Origin of the sequence: Chryseobacterium sp. PvR013 (assembly GCF_017833095.1) — a bacterium.
In the GTDB taxonomy this organism is placed as follows: domain Bacteria; phylum Bacteroidota; class Bacteroidia; order Flavobacteriales; family Weeksellaceae; genus Chryseobacterium; species Chryseobacterium culicis_A.
Window position 1 is genome coordinate 4597047 of record NZ_JAFIBT010000001.1, and the last position, 14958, is coordinate 4612004.

Below are 14958 nucleotides of genomic sequence, written 5' to 3' on the forward strand. Positions count from 1 at the left end.
AAAATGATGCAAAAAGAGAATACTCAGCTATGGAAGAAATTTTCAAACAACAGGTTTACGAAGTGGCAAGACTTATTCCGAAAGGGAGAGTGTCTACTTATGGAGCTATAGCAAAGGCTGTTGGCTATCCAAATCATTCCAGGCATGTAGGAAAAGCAATGGGTGGATGTCCGAAAGATGTTCCTGCCCACCGTGTGATTTCCAGCTCAGGAGTATTATCTGTCCCGGAATTTCAGCCTAAACTGGAAGCAGAAGGAATCACTGTGGAAAATCTTAGAATAAAAAATTTTAAAAAACTATTCTGGGATCCATTGACTGAATTGTAAATTTCAAAGGATTTAAATCAAAGAATTTTTTAACGCAAAGATTTTCTCCGTATTCTGTAATATTTTTAAGAGAGCAAAGTCGGAATCAATTCCATTGATTCTTTCTAAGCGAACGCATTACCACACAGCTTCCTCAACGACAAAGTCGGAATTCTTTGCTTCCTGAAATAAAACATTTGAATCATTAGTTCTTTGCGTTAAAAAAAACTAGTATGCATTAATACAGAAAAAATGTCACTCCATAATTTAATATGAGTGACATCTATATTTTTACAGTTTAAAACCATATTATTTTCTTCCTTTTGGGAGACCTTTCGCTTCTTCTTTTAGCCTTTCGTTTTCTTCTTTTAATAAAGCGATATAACCTTGAAGGTTTTCAATAATAGATCCTGGAATATTACTATAATTATTCTGACTATTAATTGTCCCAGCAGAAGTACCAGAATTGTCATTAAACACAGGATGATCATTATTAACAACAAGCGTTGCTTCATCCTCTTCATAAATGTCCTCAAACGGTACATCCAGAAAACGGGCAAGTTTGTCCCATTCATCTTTTACAATTCTTACATCACCACTTTCTTTTCTGCTGTAATTCGATACATCCGTTGCGATGAAGTCAGCTACCTGTTGTTGAGTGTAGCCTTTTTGCTTTCTGATGAGACGTAATTTTTCTTTTTGCATGACCGACATTTTATACAAAAATGGCAAAAAAGCAGAATCTATACAATAGAAAACAGAAAAAATGTAGAGCAAAGCAATGAAAGCGAATAGAAAAGGCAGAAAAGCTGTATAATATGAATCTTATTTGGATTAATTGTGTACAATTTTTAGATTGTTTGGAATTGTTGGAAAAACGCAAAGGCGCAAGGATTTCTATTTTTATACTGTTTGAAGACACAGGGAAATCAAAGATTTTCAGCAAGAATAATGGATAACGACTTAGCAGGATACAATTTTATCGGAGATAAAATCTTTGCGTCTTAAAGCACATAGTATATAAAAAAATAGCGTCTTTGCGTTTCCCAAAAACTCTCCATAAAACTCTCCACAAAAATCTGTGGAAATTTAAGATTTTCAAAAAGCTTAAGTGCCCAGGATCTTTTGTGGCTTTTGTGGTTAAAAAGATAAAAAAAGACTGCTTCAAAATGAAACAGTCTCTTGTGTATTATTTTTCAAGTTGCTTATAGCTTCTCTGTATAAAATCTGTCAGGTCTTTTCCTTTCAGTAAATTTTGTGAAAGTTTGGCAAGATCCAGCGCATATTTGATCAGGCTTTCTTTCTCCTCAGCATTCTCCGTTTTTAAAATCTGATTAGAAAGTTCACTGTTGGAGTTCACCACAAGATTATACATCTCCGGGAAACCTCCCATTCCGAACATTCCTCCTCCGCCTGTTGCCTGCATTTCCTTCATTCTTCTCATAAATTCTGGCTGGGTAATAGTGAACGGAGCATCATTACTGTCAAGGTCTTCAAGCTGAACCGTAAATTTAGAATCCTGAATAGCCTCTTCTACATTCTTTTTCAAAGATTCTTTTTCAGTTTCGTTCAATTTTGAAATTACCGGCTCATCTTTTTTGATAAGATTATTTACATGATCAGCATCTACTCTTGCAAATGAAATATTTTCTTTTGAAGTTTCCAGTTTTTGAATCACGTGTGAAATAATAGGAGAGTCCAATAAAAGAACTTCATACCCTTTATCTCTCGCAGACTGAATGTAGCTGTGCTGTTCATCAGCATTCGTTGCATACAGTACCACAAGTTTATTGTCTTTGTCTGTTTGTATAGGCTTGATTTTCTCTACCAATTCATCCCAAAGGAAGTATTTCCCATCTGTTGTAGGATATAATGTGAATTTGTCTGCTTTTTCAGCAAATTTCTCTTCCGTAACAATTCCGTACTCGATAACGACTTTAATATCATTCCATTTTTGCTCGTAGTCTTCACGGTTTTCATTGATTAAAGAAGCCATTTTGTCGGCAACCTTTTTCGTGATATAAGATGAAATTTTCTTTACGGCACCATCTGCCTGTAAATAAGAACGGGATACATTCAATGGGATATCCGGAGAATCAATTACTCCTCTCAGAAGCATCAGGAAGTCTGGAACAATTCCTTTTACTTCGTCCGTTACGAATACCTGGTTTTGGTATAATTGAATTTTATCCTTGTCGATATTTAAATTGTTGCTCAGTTTCGGGAAGAACAGAACTCCTGTAAGGTTGAAAGGATAATCAACATTCAGGTGGATGTTGAATAACGGTTCTTCAAACTGCATAGGATATAGTTCGTGGTAGAACTTCATATAATCCTCGTTGGTCAGTTCGCTTGGAGCAATTGTCCACGCTGGTACCGGATTGTTGATAATATTGTCTACCTCTTCTGTTTCAGCTACGGCATCTTCAGGAGCATCTTCCGGTAATGGAAGTGTATGTGTTTTTGTTCCGAATTTAATTGGAACGGGCATGAATTTGTTATACTTTAATAACAGTTCACGGATCTTTCCTTCTTCTAAAAACTCTACAGAATCTTCAGCGATGTGAAGGATGATTTCTGTTCCTCTGTCAGTTTTATCAGTGGTTTCTTCAAGAGTGAATTCCGGGCTTCCATCGCAGATCCAACGTACTGCAGGTTCATCTTTATAAGATTTTGTAAGGATTTCCACCTTCTCAGCCACCATGAAAGCAGAGTAGAATCCAAGACCGAAATGTCCGATAATCCCTGAATCTTTTGCAGAATCTTTATATTTTTCCAAAAACTCTTCAGCTCCTGAGAACGCAACCTGGTTGATGTATTTTTCAACTTCCTCACTGGTCATCCCAATACCTTGGTCGATAATGCGTAATGTTTTCTGCTCTTTATCAATTTTAACTTCAAGTTTTGGATTTCCATATTCCACTTTTGCTTCACCGATGCTTGTTAAATGTTTTAATTTTAAAGTAGCATCAGTCGCATTAGAGATTAATTCTCTTAAGAATATTTCGTGGTCACTGTAAAGAAACTTTTTAATAAGTGGGAAAATGTTTTCCACAGATACATTAATATTTCCTTTAGTCATCATATTTTATATTTTAATTATTCCACATACTTCTCAAAAAAAATACCATCATGAGGAATGTGACAGAATGACATTTTTTTAGCCTGAAATGTGCTCATCATGTGAATTTGTCGAAGAAATACCTTATTTTTAATTCTTAAAATATTTTAAATATGAAGTTGAAATGTACAGTTTTTATTCTGCTCATCATGACCTCCTGGATGTATGCGCAGAAAAAGCCTTTAGACCATTCTGTTTATGACAGCTGGCAAAATATCGGCTCGAGAAAAATCTCAAATGATGGAAAATGGGTTGCTTACTCTGTGGATGCTCAGGAAGGAAATTCTAACCTTTCTTTATATTCCGTTAAAAATAAAACCTCAAAGAAGTTTGCAAGAGCCACAAAAGTGGATTTTACAAATGATTCCAGGTTTGCTGTTTTTCAAATCCGTCCCCAGTATAAAGATATAAAAGCGGTAAAAGATAAAAAGCTTAAAAAAAATAAATTAACGAAAGACAGTCTTGCCATCGTTGATTTTTTTAATGATAAAACGGAGAAAATTCCTAATGTAAAATCTTTTAAAGTTCCTGAAAAAGCAGGTTCTTACGTTGCTTATCTTCTTGAAAATACAAAAGATAAATCTTCGGATGATGCTTCTGATAAAGAAGATGGAGACGAAAATAAGGATGAAGATAAGAATGTAAAGCCATTGCAGCTGGTTGTACGAAATCTTTTGGATGGAAAAAGTACAACCTACGATAATGTAATACGCTACGAGTTCAGTGAAAATGGAAAGCAGCTTGCTTTTGTGACTAAAAAGCCGGAAGAGAAACCTAAAAAGGATAAAAAAGAAGGTAAGGATTCGGAAGATGAAAAATCTGCAGATAAAAAGGACACAGACAAATCCAAGCCAAAGAAATATGCATTTCAAACCGTACAGGTAGTGGATCTGCAGAAAGGAACAGTCCATACAATTTCTGAAATGGAAGGTGATTTTTCACAATTGTCTTTTGACGAAGAAGGAAATCAATTGGCTTATTTGGGAACTTCTTCAGCACAGAATGATTTGGTGAAATCATATCAGTTGTATTACTTTAATTTTAAAGGAAACAAAAAAGAAATTGTTACCAATGAAAATACAAACATGAAAAAAGGGTGGGTGATTTCTGAAAATCGTTCGCTTATTTTCAGTAAAAACGGAAAACAACTGTATTTTGGGGTGAGTCCAAAGCCTATCGCAAAAGATACGGCGATGATTGCAAACGACCATGCTGTGGTAGATATCTGGAATTATAGGGATGACTATCTGCAAACGGTGCAGTTAAAAGAATTGAAAAATGATCTGAAGAAATCTTACGCTGCAGTAATGCAAACGGAAAAACCGGATTTCTTTAGAAATATTGATGGTGAAGACTTAGATACATTAAGGCTGGTAAACGAAGGAAATGCTGAATTTGCGATGGGTATCACCAGTATCAATAACCGTATTTCTTCACAATGGGAGGGCTCAATCAAGAAAACCTATTTTCTGATTGATAATAAAACAGGGGAAAGAACAGAAGTCATTAAAAATCTGGATGGATCGGTTGCAGTATCTCCGCTTGGGAATTTTGTGGTGATTTTTGACAGAGAAAAAGGGAAGTGGCTGAGCTACAATGTGAAAACAAAACAAACACTTCCGCTGAATTCAGGATTACCTGTTTCTTTCGTTGACGAAGAATTTGATATGCCGGATTTTCCAAGTTCTTATGGTATTGCATCCTGGACAGATAAAGATGAATCTGTGATTATCAAAGACCGTTATGACCTTTGGGAGTTCTTTCTGAATGGTTCCAAAAAACCGAGAAATATAACCAATGGTTTTGGACGTAAACATAAAATAACATTTGAAACATACGTCTTAGATAAAGATATTAAAAGTTTGAACAGAAAATCATCAATCTATTTATCTGCATTTGATAATACATCCAAGGCGAACGGAATTTTCAAAACCTCTATTCAGTCGAATTCTGATCCTGTAAAAATTCAGATGGAAAACGTATGGGGATACAGAAGTCTTCAGAAAGCAAAAAATGCTGAAGAATATATTTTAGTAAAAGAATCTTACACGGATTCTCCAAATATTTTTGCAACATCAGATTTTTCAGAACAGCAAAAACTGAGCAATACAAATCCGCAGCAAAACCTGTATAACTGGGGAACAGATGAATTGGTAAACTGGACGACTCCAAAAGGAAATACCTCTACCGGAATTTTATACAAACCGGAAGATTTCAATCCGAATAAAAAGTATCCTATGATTGTTTATTTCTATGAAAAGCTTTCGGATAACTTAAACCGTTATGTGGCACCTGCTCCGACACCTTCAAGATTAAATATTTCTTATTTTGTGAGCAACGGTTATCTGGTTTTTACCCCTGATATTTCTTATACAGACGGATTTCCAGGAGAATCTGCAATGGAATATATTAATTCCGGAGTTGAAAAGTTGAAGCAAAATTCCTGGGTAGATGCTGCTAAAATCGGAATTCAGGGACAAAGCTGGGGAGGCTATCAGGTAGCGTATCTTATTGCTCATACCAATATGTATGCAGCAGCATGGAGTGGTGCTCCTGTTGTTAATATGACTTCAGCATATGGAGGAATCCGATGGACTTCAGGGATGAACAGACAGTTTCAGTATGAGAAATCTCAAAGCAGATTAGGAAAGAATTTATGGGAAGCACCGGATCTTTACATTAAAAATTCACCACTTTTTACGATTGATAAAGTAAAAACTCCAGTGGTTATTATGAGTAATGATAAAGATGGAGCAGTACCTTGGTATCAGGGAATTGAAATGTTTACAGCATTACGCCGTCTCGGAAAACCAGTATGGCTTCTGAATTATAATGGTGATGATCATAACCTTATCAAACGTCAGAACAGAAAAGATATCCAAATCCGCGAACAGCAGTTTTTTGATTATTATCTTAAAGGAGCTAAAGCTCCGGTCTGGATGACGAAAGGTATTCCAGCCACCCAGAAAGGAAAAGATTGGGGATTTGAGCTTACAGATGATAAACCTAATTAATAAAAAAACCCGGCGGAGCCTTTGGCTCCGCCGGGTTTTTTTATTTCAAAATAAATTCCAGAAAGACAAAGCAGAAACTGACACAATGGCATTTTTTTTATGATGAGTCTGTTGATCGCTTTTATTATATTTACCGCCAATTATAAATAACAGTATGGGAATCTTTGATTTTTTTAAGAAAAAGAATAACAGTCAGGAAAATGTGAGTACTCCGGTTCAGGAAATGGAAATGCCAGAGGAAAAGATCGTAGAGGAAACAGTAGAAGAGGTGGCGGAAACAATTCCGGAAATCACTTTACAGCCAGTAACAGAGCCGAAAGTAAATGAAGAGTATGAAAACATCAGAGTTTATAATGATTATATCGTCTATTCTATTGCACTTCAGTTAAGAGGTGAATATACTCCTCTTTCAGCTTTTGAAAAAGAAAATGGTGAGGTAGAAGGATTTGCTTATATGGTAACAGAGGATGCCTATGCGCTTTCTCCACAACAGGCGATCACACAGATGGAAGAAAAATTTGAAAATGAGCTTCAGGAAGGAAAGATTAAATCTTATATGATCCTGTACCATTCTCAGTTTGATAATAATGGGAATCATACTCCGGCAATCCAGGAAGGAGAGTTCAAAGGAATTTCACTTGCTTATCATTTTGCAGGAGCGGATAAAGCGAAAGCAGGACTTCCATATATTTTTGAAAACCAAAATGTCACTTATAAAGGTTTCGCAGAGTTTTCTCACGAAGAAAATAATGAGATCATGAATCATCAGTTGGTTGAAGGCAGAAATTATTTCCAGCATACAGAAGGTGTTGCAGCTCCTGAAACGACTAATGAAGCGGGAATTATCATCAGAAAATCAAATGTTCATAATCTTATGAATACATGGAGCGGAATTTTTGGTCATCAGAATTTTCAGACTAAAGATTACGGTCAGTATCTGAATGCCATTCTAATGCACTCTGAGTCTTCTGATCAGTCAGATGATATTAAAAGTAAAACGGAATTTGAAGGGGTAAGATTTAAAACTATTTTAACAGAGGAGCTAAGTATTATCGTTCCGGAAGTGAAAACTGATTATACTTTGGATTTTGAAACGAGATCAATCAGAGAATGGGAAAATGCTTTGAATTTACAGGCGATTGTAGCAGGTCCTGCAAGAGATACTTTCGGAGTTTGGTTTTTTGCTACGGATTATGCTGAAAACAGAAACAGATACATGACACAGCCTCATCTGAAGGTAAATGTTAGTGGAATTGTTCTTATCCTTGATGTTCATACCAATACTGATTTACCAGATGGAACCAAAATGAGTGAAGATTTCACAACCTATGTACCAAGCCAGGATCTTCCTAACTATGCATGTTTTGACTTTATTGCTCAGCTTGTAGATTTTAAGGAAACAGAATTGCTTGATGATGGAAGTGTTAAAGGATATATTCTTAAACTGAAGCTGATCACCAATGAAGAAAATGAAGATTTCTTTACCATTGATGCTTTTGTGAATAAAGAAAACATGAGACTGGAAACACTTACAAAAGGAATGAAAGTGACCGGAGCACTTCAGCTGCAAGGTAAAATTGCTGAATAATTTTAAAAATATAAAAACTTAAAGAGGTTGTTCTAAGGAATGACCTCTTTTTTATTGTAAAAACTGAGAGAATATTTTAACGTTCTATGTTAACTTGCAAATAAATATTTTGAAAATTAATTTTCTATTTGTAAATAGTTTTGCTGATAGGGTATTTTGCTTTTCATTATCCCAAAACACTGTCTGAGTAATTTATTGCAAACAGCAATCAATGCCACTTTTTTTGATTTGTTTTTTAATAAAATTCTTTCATACAGTTCCTTGCATTGGCTGTTAAATCTCATGGCTGTCCAAGAACAGACATATAAAATACTTCTTACATACTTCTTTGTGGTCCGACATTTTCCAAGGCTTTTCTTTTTAGTTCCCGACTCATAAAGACGGGGAGCGACACCAAAATATTTGGATATTTGTTTAGCACTCACAAAATTTTTAAACCCATTAGTTGCTACCAGCAAAAGCAAGGCTGTTTTCTCTCCAATTCCTGAAATACTGCTCAACAGATCTACATCTCTTTTTAATTCTTCATTTTGAAGTTTGGACATCCGCAACATTACTTTTTTTATCTCACATTCATGATTCCTGATTATTTGTTCATAATGTTTTATTATTTCCTTGTTACATAATGCTTTTTGTCGAAGAGCATGAAGTTTAAGATTATATTTCTTTTTCTCCTGCTCCAGATCATGCCAAAGATTTAATTCCTGATCAAGATACTCCAGGGTCATACTTTTGGGGGTATAAGGTTTAAATTCTACCTGTTCACCATATTCTCTAATCAGTCTGGAATCTTCAGCATCGGTCTTACTGATATGATTCTTCAGCTCACCATATCTTTTTATACTTACAGGATTTACCATACTTATTTCGAATCCTAATTCATATGAAAAATATAAAATCTTGCTGCTGTAAGCCCCTGTAGCTTCTACTATAATCTTATATTCTTCTTTATCAAAAGATTTAAGAGTAGATAAAATTTCTTTTTTCAGATTAGCAATATTACATACTATCATTAATCCTTCTGAGTTCTTATAATTGAGAGTAAGCATTTTCAAGCTAACATCTACTCCAATTACTTTTTCTCTAAATTTGCCATAAGAATTTTCTTTATTTATTGGAAAGATGTTTTCTTGTAACCAACGTGGTAAGAGAATTTACCTAAACACCGTTCTATTCGGTTTTTAGAAAACAAGGAATAGGGATGGAGCGTTTAAATCGATATCGCAAGTATCACCGCAAAGGCTATCTGTTTCCTATTCCTTTTTCCAATAAGGTTATCCTTAAAATTAAGTCTTTCTCATTTATTGCAAACTTACCACGCAAAGGAATAAGAGATTTGAAAGTTTATTCCAGGGATGCAAAGAGTTGCGACTTTGTCGCTGATTAAGCTTTGTGATTATACATTCGCTTAATAAGAATCAATGAAATTGATTCCATCCTTTGCTCTCTTAAAAATATTATAGTATACAAATGAAAGCTTTGCGTTAAAAAAACAGAATCATTTAAAAACAAAAAGGCAATCCTAAGACTGCCTTTTCTATTATTTTCTGAAAAATTATTTATTTTTCATTTCTTCTTTGATCTTGTTTTCCAATTCCTCGGAAAGATCAGGATTGTCTTTTAAAACATCTTTTACAGCATCACGTCCCTGACCAAGTTTAGTCTCTTCGTAGCTGAACCAAGAACCGCTTTTCTTTACAATTCCCATATCAACTGCAGTATCAAGAATTTCACCTACTTTAGAAACTCCTTCACCATACATGATATCAAATTCTGCCTGCTTGAAAGGAGGTGCTACTTTATTTTTCACAATCTTCACTTTCACACGGCTACCGATAGCTTCATCACCTTGTTTGATCGGTGCACTTGCTTTTCTGATATCAATTCTTACAGAAGCGTAGAACTTAAGAGCATTACCTCCGGTAGTTGTTTCAGGATTTCCAAACATTACACCAATCTTTTCTCTCAACTGGTTGATGAAGATCACTGTACATTTAGTTCTTGAAATCGTAGCCGTAAGTTTTCTTAATGCCTGAGACATCAATCTTGCGTGAAGACCCATTTTAGAATCTCCCATTTCACCTTCGATCTCTGCTTTTGGGGTAAGAGCAGCCACAGAGTCAATTACAACGATATCAATAGCTCCTGAACGGATTAAGTTATCTGCAATTTCTAAAGCTTGTTCTCCATTGTCAGGTTGAGAAATGATCAGGTTTTCAAGATCAATTCCTAATTTCGCAGCATAAGTTCTGTCGAAAGCATGCTCTGCATCAATGAATGCAGCAATACCACCTGCTTTTTGAGCTTCAGCAATAGCATGAAGGGTTAATGTTGTTTTACCTGAAGATTCAGGACCATATATTTCAATGATTCTTCCTTTTGGATATCCGCCTATACCTAGTGCAATATCTAATCCTAAAGAACCGGAAGGAATTACTTCTATTGTATTGTCGATAGATTCATCACCTAAAGTCATTACTGTTCCCTTTCCATATGTTTTATCTAGCTTGTCAAGCACTAATGCGAGTGCTTTTTTCTTATCATCAATGTTACTCATCGCTATTAAAATAATTTCTCAAAAATACATAATTTAAATATCAAAAGCTAATATTATTTATCCGTGAAAGCTGTTTTTAGAGTTAAAAAATGATAAATTTTTACTACTGATCTTATTCATTACGAAGCATATGTGGAATGTGGTATCTAAATTGTTTTTACTAAATAAGAGTAGCTGTTTTTTATTGGAAATCGCAAAGGCGCTATTTATGTATAATACTTTTGTTTTAAGACGCAAAAATTTTATCTCCGATAAAATTGAATGCTGCATATCTTGACCTCTCACAGATTATGCAAATTACAATGGTACTAATGAAAATCTTCATAATCTACTTCATCTGCGAAAATTTCATCTAAAATTATATACTTTCCCTTGCTGAAAATCTTCGATTTTCTTGCGCCTTAAAAAGTACCATAATGTCTAAAAATCTTTGCGGCTTTGGATTTCCAACCAAAAAAACCTTTAATGAAAATTTGAATTTTTTGTTATGTTAAGGTAATCTTCCAGTACTTTCATCTGATCTTTATTTCCTCTTTGTATTCTTGACTTACGACTGACAAGTTGATCATAAATTTTGTTGAAAAGTATTTTCGATTTTGGAAACATCGTTTTATAAGGAACATCCGGGATTTGTAATCTTTTACAAACTTCATCATCCAGCAGAAACCAGGTACAGCAGACGTGCAGATATTTTAAATTTTTCCTTTGGAATTCAAATTTTAAAATAGGATTTTCCAGAGATTCATCCAGCAGAGAATGAGCCAGCAGAACAGAATCTTTATCCGAGGGCGGCTGAACAGAGGTCCATAAATAAAAATATTCTGTAGCCTGTTTCTTGTCATCGGGAAGAAGCTGTTCCGGAATTCCCAAAAGATAGCCTACATATTTCCAAAGGTGGAAAATTCCCTGCTCCTCTTCAATAGAAAAACGATTGCCAAGTTTCTGAAGACTATGAAGAAAGACCAGACTGAATCCGATATAGGTTGCCATCATATCCCACGAATTGATAGGTTCTCCCCAGTTTTCAGTATCCCAGTCTTTATAATGTTTTTTTATGGAAAGCCTGGCGTAGGAATGGATCAAACGGGTTTTTATCGCAAACTCATAGCCTTTTGCATGAATTTCCAGTGCATTGTAGCGGGTAGCATTCACCCAGAAATCCAACGTTTCGGAAAGACGTTTTACAGCACCTTTTTTCAATGCTTCTGTGACAATCAATGGCTTGTTGAGATAGGCGTAGTCGTAACCGCCAATCAGACAATAATCCCTCAGGGAGATCAAAGAATCGAGGTTACTTCTCATACACAGTTCAGCACCACTTTTGAGAAGGTTATAATCCAGCCATTCGGGAACTTTTTGAGTTTGGGTGAAAAGCTTTTTTACACTTTCAGGAACTGCCTCTGTTTCCGAAACCCCATTTCTTATATATTGCTCAATTTCCCTGGAAGCCTCATGAAATTTTTTAGTGAAATAAACCTCTTTTACCACTTCATCACCGATCTCATCCACATGATGAAAATAGGGCGCAAATTTTTCAAACTTTTCAAAATTCACCTCTGCTCCGGAAAATTCAATAAGGAGTTTTCCGTTCCCACTTTCCCAAAAGTTTCTGAAGTGAGGAGCATCTTCAAATCGAGGTTGTATCATGTTCATTCCTTTACCTATAAAAGTACAAGTTTTATGCTGAAGTTTTCCGGTGAGATTTATCAGGATTATTGATAATCTACAGATATCCCCATTCAAAAGTTTTTTTGATCAGCTCAGAACTGTTTTTACAATCAGATTTTCTTAAAATATTTTTTCTGTGGGTACGTACGGTTTCTTCTGAAATATTCAGTAGATCTGAAATCTCGCATGTCGAGTACCCTTTTGCAATACGATTAATAATTTCAACTTCTCTTTTGGTGAAAATAACGGGAATTGGCTCTTCAGATAGGTTGTGTTTCATCCACTGCATCTGGTGGAAATCTTCCCTGCCATTGATTCCGGAAACCAATACAACATAAGAGTTTTGATGAGTGATATGTTCAATGTTACTATGAATATTGACTGCCTGTAAAAGCCTGCCGTTTTCATCCTTATAAGTGTGTAAAGCCTGATGATGGAACAGTTCATAATTGCCTTTTGAGGTTCGCATTCTGAAACAGTAGCTGGTTTTCAGCTCCTGCTGGTAATCAAAACCATTAATTTCCTTTATTTTTTCTATGGACATTCTTTCAGCCTCCATGACAAACTCAATGTCATCAGGATGAATGAGGTCTATAATTTCTTTCAGGTGTACAGGATATTTATGAAGTCCATGTATTTTCAGAATATCTTCATGGTGATTGCAGATAGTACTGTCTGCAAAATTAATAACATAATAATAAAACTTTCCTGATGCGAAGATTTCTCCAATAATGTTTTCAATGAGGGGAACGGGTAATATTCTGTTGTCATTTTGTAAGATTTCAGGATAGTCATTCCAGACTTTAATGAGGGGATGCGGTTTTTTTGCATGAGTAAGGTGTTTTTTCTTCATTGGTTAATGTTTTCTTAAAAATAATAAAATTATGTTAAAAAATCACCCTTTTGTGGTATTTCGTGTGGTAGGAAAGTATTGTAGCTTTAAATAAAACTAATGACCATGGAAACTTAATTGTTGGAACATATCTGTTTAAGGTGATAATCCAACCACTGATACCTCAAAAAACTTTAATCTGAAAAATAAATAACCATGAAAACAAAAATTGTATTACTGTTTCTGCTCGGATGGGTGGGGATGGCTTTTGGACAAAATTGTTCGATTTCTTCTACCGAAGAAAAGGAAAATTCTCTAGAAATATTTATTAACCCGTTTAGTAAGGATAATTATCCGGCTGGATTTAAATTAAAAAAAGGGAGTACTATAAAATTTGTTATTAGTAATGTTAATCCTTTAAAAGTAATAGGCAGTAATATAGAAGCTAAAGGTGAAAATTTTCAATTTGAAATTCCAAAGTCAATTAGTGATAATTTTATAGGAAATGAAGAGAAGAGTGAAGAAAGTAGTAATAAAGGAAGAAATCCTGCTTCAAGTTCTTTTAATTCTAAAGAAGATTTTATTGCTGAATATCAGGTTTTAATAGAAAAGGCATCCAATATAGAAAGAAAAACAAATCTAAATAATATTTTGGTTGAATTACTTGGTGATAATAATTTTATAAAGAATATTGATTCAATTAAAACTCTTGCGAAAAAAATATATGAAAATACATATGAAACAGATACTCCTATAGAAAAAGATATATTGGAATTACAGAAATCATATGTGGAATTGAAAAAACTTTATAAAGATGTTAATTCCAGAACAGATAATATTTCTTTGTCAGGTACGATTAGTATTTATGGTTCTAAAGCAAAAATTAATGATGTAAAGGTAAGTTCCTCTAATATGATGTTTGAAGAAGAAATGAACGCAGCAAAAAAAATAATTGATGTAGTTAATGAAGAAAAGAAAAAAAATGAAATAATAAATAAAGCGTTTGTGGGGAAAAAAACATATGAAACTATAAAAAATGATGATTTTGTTACATTTACTAAAGCAACTCAATTAACGGATGATCAAATAGTGATAACTCCGATTCTTTTAGGAAAAGATAATAAAGAGTTAGAAAAATTTGACCCTATAAAAATTACAACATATGGTGGAGTTAAAGTTAATTTCAGTACTGGTTATATGTTAAGTTTTATAGGAGGTGATAATTATCTTTTAAAATATAGTAGTGATGGTAAAAGTAGTGGTGTTTACGAAAATGAAAAAAATAGCATTACACATGCAGTTGGAGTTTTAGCTCATGTATTTTGGGATTGTGGAAAAACGGCAATGTTTGGTATTTCATCAGGAATTAGCATTAATACGGATGCAAAACTCAATTTTTATGCTGGGCCATCTGTTGCATTTTTAGAAAAGAATAGACTTGTTTTTACAGGAGGCCTTTCTTTTGTAAATGTAAAAAAGCTTAATAGAAATAATTTAGATGCTAATGATAATTTTATTAATCCTAATTATTTAGAGGTTTCCTATTCTGATATTTATAAACCAGCTATTTTCTTTGCTGTAACTTATAATTTATTTTCTAATAGCAATGACAATACAAAAAAATAAATCTCAACAAACTTTCAAACTTAGTATTATGAAAGTTTAATTTTATGCAAATAGATCAGTAGAACAATATAGTCACGGATCCAACATTTAAAATATATACTAATGCTCGTATTGTATATCATATTGCAAATTGGAAAGGAAAAGTACTAAATGAAAAAATATAGTAAATTCTTTTTGGGAAACCAAAGAAAATTAAAATAATAATGATGTATTATCTTTTAAAACAAAAAACCTTCCCATGGGGAAG

At 34.1% G+C, this 14958-nt stretch carries 10 protein-coding genes; 4 read left to right on the forward strand and 6 right to left on the reverse strand.

The annotated features are described in order from the left end of the window. The first annotated feature begins 29 nt into the window (after positions 1-29). Positions 30-326, forward strand: coding sequence for a methylated-DNA--[protein]-cysteine S-methyltransferase (locus tag JOE44_RS20940; RefSeq protein WP_209787254.1), 297 nt, complete (start codon positions 30-32; stop codon positions 324-326). A gap of 288 nt (positions 327-614) precedes the next feature. Here JOE44_RS20940 and JOE44_RS20945 read toward each other — a convergent pair whose 3' ends face one another. Together JOE44_RS20945 and htpG are read right to left on the reverse strand one after the other, a co-directional pair. Then, positions 615-1010, reverse strand: a complete 396-nt coding sequence (locus JOE44_RS20945; protein WP_209787255.1) for a helix-turn-helix transcriptional regulator — start codon at positions 1008-1010, stop codon at positions 615-617. 484 nt (positions 1011-1494) lie between these two features. Beyond that, entirely contained in the window at positions 1495-3387 is a 1893-nt protein-coding gene (gene htpG, locus JOE44_RS20950; RefSeq protein WP_209789273.1) for a molecular chaperone HtpG, read from the reverse strand. A 152-nt stretch (positions 3388-3539) separates the two neighbouring features. On the opposite strand from htpG, the gene JOE44_RS20955 reads away from it, so the two are divergent. Both JOE44_RS20955 and JOE44_RS20960 read left to right on the forward strand, forming a co-directional pair. Then, positions 3540-6440, forward strand: a complete 2901-nt coding sequence (locus JOE44_RS20955) for a prolyl oligopeptidase family serine peptidase (protein ID WP_209787257.1) — start codon at positions 3540-3542, stop codon at positions 6438-6440. 154 nt (positions 6441-6594) lie between these two features. Next, positions 6595-8028, forward strand: a complete 1434-nt coding sequence (locus tag JOE44_RS20960; RefSeq protein WP_209787259.1) for a hypothetical protein — start codon at positions 6595-6597, stop codon at positions 8026-8028. Positions 8029-8144: 116 nt separating this feature from the next. On the opposite strand, the gene JOE44_RS25385 is transcribed toward JOE44_RS20960, so the two are convergent. The 4 genes from JOE44_RS25385 to JOE44_RS20980 all read right to left on the reverse strand — a co-directional run bounded on the left by JOE44_RS25385 (position 8145) and on the right by JOE44_RS20980 (position 13106). Beyond that, positions 8145-9152, reverse strand: coding sequence for a transposase (locus tag JOE44_RS25385; protein ID WP_348635076.1), 1008 nt, complete (start codon positions 9150-9152; stop codon positions 8145-8147). A 431-nt stretch (positions 9153-9583) separates the two neighbouring features. After that, positions 9584-10585 carry a recombinase RecA gene (gene recA, locus JOE44_RS20970; RefSeq protein WP_047419990.1) on the reverse strand — a complete coding sequence of 334 codons (1002 nt, stop codon included), beginning with the start codon at positions 10583-10585 and terminating at the stop codon, positions 9584-9586. A 462-nt stretch (positions 10586-11047) separates the two neighbouring features. Further along, complete coding sequence (locus JOE44_RS20975; RefSeq protein WP_245169832.1) at positions 11048-12232, reverse strand: oxygenase MpaB family protein; 1185 nt, start codon at positions 12230-12232, stop codon at positions 11048-11050. Between the two features lie 76 nt (positions 12233-12308). Beyond that, positions 12309-13106 carry a helix-turn-helix transcriptional regulator gene (locus tag JOE44_RS20980; RefSeq protein ID WP_209787264.1) on the reverse strand — a complete coding sequence of 266 codons (798 nt, stop codon included), beginning with the start codon at positions 13104-13106 and terminating at the stop codon, positions 12309-12311. 195 nt (positions 13107-13301) lie between these two features. Here JOE44_RS20980 and JOE44_RS20985 point away from each other — a divergent pair, with 195 nt between their 5' ends. Then, a complete protein-coding gene (locus tag JOE44_RS20985; RefSeq protein ID WP_209787266.1) occupies positions 13302-14711 on the forward strand; it encodes a hypothetical protein in 1410 nt (469 codons plus the stop codon). Positions 14712-14958 lie beyond the last annotated feature (247 nt).

What these genes read in the sequence shown, in the direction of transcription:
- JOE44_RS20945 (WP_209787255.1), bottom strand. Translation starts at nt 1,010, where the DNA reads ATGCAAAAAGAAAAATTACGTCTCATCAGAAAGCAAAAAGGCTACACT.
- JOE44_RS20955 (WP_209787257.1), top strand. Translation starts at nt 3,540, where the DNA reads ATGAAGTTGAAATGTACAGTTTTTATTCTGCTCATCATGACCTCCTGG.
- JOE44_RS20975 (WP_245169832.1), bottom strand. Translation starts at nt 12,232, where the DNA reads ATGATACAACCTCGATTTGAAGATGCTCCTCACTTCAGAAACTTTTGG.
- JOE44_RS20940 (WP_209787254.1), top strand. Translation starts at nt 30, where the DNA reads ATGGAAGAAATTTTCAAACAACAGGTTTACGAAGTGGCAAGACTTATT.
- JOE44_RS20960 (WP_209787259.1), top strand. Translation starts at nt 6,595, where the DNA reads ATGGGAATCTTTGATTTTTTTAAGAAAAAGAATAACAGTCAGGAAAAT.
- JOE44_RS20980 (WP_209787264.1), bottom strand. Translation starts at nt 13,106, where the DNA reads ATGAAGAAAAAACACCTTACTCATGCAAAAAAACCGCATCCCCTCATT.
- recA (WP_047419990.1), bottom strand. Translation starts at nt 10,585, where the DNA reads ATGAGTAACATTGATGATAAGAAAAAAGCACTCGCATTAGTGCTTGAC.
- htpG (WP_209789273.1), bottom strand. Translation starts at nt 3,387, where the DNA reads ATGACTAAAGGAAATATTAATGTATCTGTGGAAAACATTTTCCCACTT.
- JOE44_RS20985 (WP_209787266.1), top strand. Translation starts at nt 13,302, where the DNA reads ATGAAAACAAAAATTGTATTACTGTTTCTGCTCGGATGGGTGGGGATG.